This window comes from Zhongshania sp., assembly GCF_041584495.1.
In the GTDB taxonomy this organism is placed as follows: Bacteria; Pseudomonadota; Gammaproteobacteria; order Pseudomonadales; family Spongiibacteraceae; genus Spongiibacter.
Window position 1 is genome coordinate 1 of sequence record NZ_JBFHDY010000174.1, and the last position, 4,957, is coordinate 4,957.

Annotated in this window: 4 protein-coding genes; all 4 read right to left on the reverse strand. The window is 46.8% G+C overall.

Annotation, left to right across the window (positions count from 1 at the left end; genetic code table 11):
- Window positions 1-383: hypothetical protein (locus ABYP33_RS17320; protein WP_373092411.1), on the reverse strand; the 383-nt coding region annotated here is incomplete at its 3' end.
- Window positions 384-401: 18 nt separating this feature from the next.
- Window positions 402-2,732 (reverse strand): TonB-dependent receptor, encoded by a 2,331-nt coding sequence (locus tag ABYP33_RS17325; RefSeq protein WP_373092412.1) that lies wholly within the window; start codon window positions 2,730-2,732, stop codon window positions 402-404.
- Between the two features lie 26 nt (window positions 2,733-2,758).
- Window positions 2,759-4,741 carry an FAD-dependent oxidoreductase gene (locus ABYP33_RS17330; RefSeq protein WP_373092414.1) on the reverse strand — a complete coding sequence of 661 codons (1,983 nt, stop codon included), beginning with the start codon at window positions 4,739-4,741 and terminating at the stop codon, window positions 2,759-2,761.
- Between the two features lie 8 nt (window positions 4,742-4,749).
- A partial coding sequence (locus ABYP33_RS17335) for a Rieske (2Fe-2S) protein (RefSeq protein ID WP_373092416.1) occupies window positions 4,750-4,957 on the reverse strand: 208 nt, incomplete at its 5' end.

Below are 4,957 nucleotides of genomic sequence, written 5' to 3' on the forward strand. Positions count from 1 at the left end.
GCCGTAGGAAAGTCTGAATACTCAGATATCCCAAAGCCCAATTTAGCAAATAAGCCAGGAACACTATCAAATGGAAACTTTAAAACATGCATTGAAATACCATTGATTTTTGCATCGCTGCCATCGCTATTCCCGTCCTGTGCAACCTCCCCAAACAAAACAGTTTCAATAGACCATTTGTCGAGAAAATAGCCGAATCCGACTCCGCCTCCCATTGTACTATCGAGACTACTGTCATCATTCGCTATACGGTTATTACCTACTGCATACACATACCGCTTATCCTTCCAAATATCATTGTCCGCAAAAGCCGGTGCGGAAAAAACAGACGCAACCCAGAATATAAATACAGCTCGAAATAAATTAATAATTTTATTTTTCATACTATAGCTCCCAATGTATTAAAACTGCCAATTTACTTTCAAGCCAACGACATCCCGTGGTGCTTTATAATCAGCCGTGCCAAAATCAACGTGAAATCGGCCGTAATTATATTCGGTTCCCTCAAGGTTCTTGCCATATAGCGTGATACGCAAATTCTCCGGCTCATATAAATAGCTGATCCTCGCATTCAATACCGTATAAGCATCCTCTACGCTCTTTTCAGAATTTTGCGCGAGATAATAGAATCCCGAGTTATAATAGTAGTCTGCACCCACCTCCAGCGATCCTCCCGGAACCTCTGTAGTTTTAGATATCCCCAGTGTCCCGGTGGTATCTGGCGCTCGAGCGATTTCGTTCCCCGAGTAGTCATTATTTGTAGACAGCAGTCCGGTGTTCTGATCAAAACCGCTTGCGCCCAAGTACTCGGTATACTCCTTAGTAGTCAACATAGTTCCGTTAGCAATAAAGACTAAATTATCAATCGTACTAGGAAACAATAACGTCTGGAATTCAAACTCGAAACCCTCGATAGCAGCACCGCCAGCGTTTTCCTGCGTAACCGCCCCGCCTTGAAGCAATGAGACAAATTGAACCTGGAGATTCTCAATGTCGTATTTAAAGTAGGCAAAATTGAAAACTGATCCCGCACCGAAGGGCGATGTTTTTATACCAAGCTCGATAGCTTCCATCTCCTCCGGCGCGATTACTTCTGGTGGATCATAAATATTAATCAAGTTGAACTGGGTACCCTTAATAGACTGCTGCACACTGGCATACAACATCCCATCATCTAAGAACGGCGGCCGATACTCCAAACCTACTTTAGGTTTAGTGCTTGTTACTTTATCTTCAATATCTTCATATTTCTGAATAAAGACAACAGGATCAATATTTGAATCACCTAACGAGGAGCTTGACTCATCAAGTATTCTAGTTTCTTCTTGATATCGCACGCCGAGCGTAAATGTGAAATCATCAAAAAAGTCAATTGAGGTTTGAGCGTATAGCGCATGAGACTCAAGTGTATTTCTGCCCACCAAACGCACCGCGCCGGAAGGAACGCCAAAGCCTAACAACGGCTGCAAGAGCGAATCTAAGGTTTGAACAAAACCGGCAGGCAAACTAAGCGACGAATTCGCTACGCCAGTAGAGAGATCAATAGCCGCCAACCCCAGAAAAACCGGATCAAGCGCGGATGTCCAGTTTACAAAATAATATCCAAGGTTATAACGAACGTTGCTACCCGCCCAGTTTTCAGCCGTCGACACCATCTGTAGCTCAGCGGTTTCCACTTCATTGATAGATCCATCAGCCGTACCGAAATAGGCTATGCCCTCTGGCGCCCCGTCAAAGTCAATAAATAAGCCCGAGGGCGATCCGTCTTGGCGACTCATCAAAAACTTATAATCGTGCTGGACCCCGCTCCATGTTCCATTAACACTCATAATTTTGTTATTCGAATGCAGGAATACAGGCACATCATTATCAATGGTATACCCCTCTTGCGGTGTTATACCCAAAGCTTGCGCCAACAGGCTCGGCTCGGAATTCCCCTGAAGACCAGACGAGGTTCCCTGCGAGAAAGATTGCATATACGAGAAGACTAACTCCAACTCATCGAGTGGAGTCCATAACAATTTTACGCGCATGGCCTGCGATGAGACTTGAGGCAATTTTTCGCCCCCTGCCCTTGACTCCTGATCATACCAATGATCGCCAGACTTATATGCCGTCGAGATTGACATTGCCAACGTATCGGCTAAGGGGTAAGAAAAATAGGCTTTCGTTTGCGCGGTATTCAACGAATCGTAGCCCACCTCAAGCTGGACCTCCGGCTCGGTTAAAGACGGAGATTTGGTCATGATGTTGATTGCACCACCATTGGCGCCACGACCAAACAAAGTCCCCTGCGGCCCCTTAAGCACCTCTATTCTTTCAATACCAAACAGCTCTTGACTCTGACCAAAAGCGAACGGTAAGTACACACCATCCAGATAGGTTGCCACATTGGGATCGCCCATCAAGAATGTATCTGAGCCCACACCCCGAATATAAATAATAGAAAAACCAGATGTTTCAGTGTAGTTCAAACCTGGCGCTACCAACTGCAAATCCGGAATAGAGGTAATCCCCATTGCGTCAAGCCTATCTGAAGAAAAGGCTTGAATCGAAATGGGGATGTCTTGCATTTTTTCTTCACGCTTTTGCGCGACAACCATAACTTCTTCTATCATACGATTTGATGCTTTTTCTTTACCTTCAGCACCATACGCAGGACTAATATGAAGACCCGTTGCTACACTACATGCGATGAGTGACAACATTAGCTTTGAGTCATGCCTTTCCATCTTTAAATCCTCAATTTATCTAGTTATCATGAAAATATAGTACTTTTATAGCCATCTGCTAGCGCTTCGACTAAACTTCGGCTACTTTTTGCATCCCCGATGTATTTGATATCGATATCACCGTGGTCTTCACTGATGTTCAGATATTCGCCATTGCTAGTGCCAGATGAGATATAAAACACCTCAGCAGCTGCCACAGTGGCTCCACCTTCCGCCCTGTCAATATAGGTTGGCAGAACAGTCACATTTTGGCCGTCAAATCCAGTCACTCGGCTGCGCAGATGTAAATTAAAACGATCACCGTATAATCGTTTCAGAGCAGGTTCCGCCATCAATGAATACTCGGCATGTGGCGCAAAGCTGGCGTGCCGCGTGACGTAATTTACATTCGCCCCCATCGACAACAAGTACTCTGCACAGGCAATTGCCTCATACTCTCCAAGGTCATCAATCACGGTCACATTTTTACCGCTGTAGTCGTTGCCTTCTTCAAAGAGCTCAACACTGGTTTTTAGCTGCGCATTATTAGTGAGCGTAAATTCTTCACCAGGATTCGATATCTGCTTACCGTCACAACGCGGCGTAGCCCCAACAGCAACAACTACCATGTCAGGCTTCAATGCGGTGATATCGGCCATTTCCACAAAACTGTTAAGATGGACATCGACGCCGTGCTTATAGAGCTGCTCTTCTTGCCACACCGCTATATCACGAATCCCTGCCCGCGTCGGCGCCAGCGCGGCATAACGCAATCTCCCGCCAAGCTCTTTATTCGCCTCATATAGCGAAACAGTATGGCCGCGCAAGGCCGCCACTCTCGCCGCTTCCATCCCCGCCGGACCACCGCCAATAACGACGACCTTCTTCGCTTGCTCAGCAGCTTGAACCAAGTTTTCCGAAAGAAAGTTCTCTAACCCTACTGCCGGGTTAACCGTACAGCCCATCACTGGCATGATGGGTTTATATATTCCTGCCACACACCCTTGGTTACAGCCAATACAGGGGCGAACGTCATCGGCTCGATCATCTAACGATTTCGCCACTAAGTCGGGATCAGCGATTAACGCGCGAACCATCCCCACCATATCCGCTTCACCTGCACGGATCAGCTGATCGGCTTCTTCCAATGTTCTGAAGCGTCCGACAACTATCGTTGGCAAGTCGGTTGATGCAGCGATCACCGCACTGGTATCCATTTCATACCCTGCTGGCTCATGCATGCCGCCGATCATTTTGGGGAATGTTTGGTAGTTACCAAGCGAGATATTGACATAGTCAATCAGCTTTTTTTCTTCCAACGTCTTAACAATGTACTGATAGTCTTCAAGACCCGCGCCACCCTCTAGAGCATCAGGCGCGACGCGCACACCAACCGCGATATTCGGAGACACTGCCGCTCGAACCGCTGCCACTAGCTCTATAATAAACCGTGCTCTATTTTCTAAGCTGCCACCGTATTCATCATCGCGCTGATTGATCGCTGGAGACAGGAACTGGGCCGGCAAGTAGCCATGTGCACAATGGATTTCGACGCCGTCAACGCCCCATTCTTCACACTTTTTCGCGCCAGCCTCAAACGAAGCGATAATCTCTTTGATCATCGGTATCGTCATAGGCGTGGGAGTCTGTGCAGAGTGTAGGCCCCGAACTGCCGATGCTGACCAGGGCGGAGAACCGTCCATCGAAGGCATCGCAATGTTATGGCCACCGTGCCAAAGCTGTTGAAACACTTTCATTCCATGCTTATGACAGGCATCAACGAGCTTGGGATAGCTTTCCTCAAGCGAGGGATCAAAGCTATTTAATGCGCCTAATGAACTGGGATGAACCCCCATAATTTCGATAATAGACAGGGCAACACCGCCCTTGGCCCGCTCTTCATGATAGCCTATTAAATTATCGTTAACGGAGCCTTGTCCAATCAATGTCCCGTGTGCCGGACGAACGATTCTATTCTTGATTTCAACGGGCCCAATCTTAAGGGGCGTATTGACGTGCGTATATTTCATAATCAACCCTACAGTTTAATTATTATCGCGCCATCTATCACTGACGCTGAATATTTCTTGAGATTACCAATTCGTTCATTACCGATACAGCGGCCATCAACCAAACTGAATACTGCGCCATGTTTTTTGCATTTAATCATTGAACCAAACACCTCTCCGTCGGTTAATGTTTGGATCGCATGGGGGCAGTAGTTCTCAATCGCGTAGATCTCTCCA